The organism is Chryseobacterium sp. SIMBA_029 (assembly GCF_046535275.1).
In the GTDB taxonomy this organism is placed as follows: Bacteria; Bacteroidota; Bacteroidia; order Flavobacteriales; family Weeksellaceae; genus Chryseobacterium.
The window spans coordinates 1-269 of the sequence record NZ_JAWRXA010000352.1 but is presented as its reverse complement, the minus strand read 5'-3'; the positions used below and the strand labels follow the sequence as shown (position 1 = coordinate 269).

The 269-nt window shown below is 63.6% G+C and carries 1 protein-coding gene; it reads right to left on the bottom strand.

Annotation, left to right across the window (positions count from 1 at the left end; translation table 11 throughout):
• Positions 1-269, bottom strand: a 269-nt coding sequence (locus SB679_RS24435) for a heparan-alpha-glucosaminide N-acetyltransferase domain-containing protein (RefSeq protein ID WP_410704856.1), incomplete at both ends; no start/stop codon positions are given.

Genomic DNA, 269 nt, shown 5'->3' with positions numbered 1-269 from the left:
GCATGACGAAGGTCATTGCGTAAGCGATGGCGATCAGCACCGGCTGGTGGATCAGATAAAATGCCAGGCTGTGGCGCCCGCCGCGTGCCAGCAGCGAGCCGCCGGTCCCAAGTGCGGCAAGCTTCTGCGGCAGGCTGGTACGCAGGGCGATCAGCGCCAGCGTCAAGCCTGACATATAGGCGGCGGCCCAGGGAAAGATCGGCACATAATCGTTCGAGCGCGGCGGCATGTCGGTAAGACCGATCCACCAGAGCAGCGGCTGGTTGAAC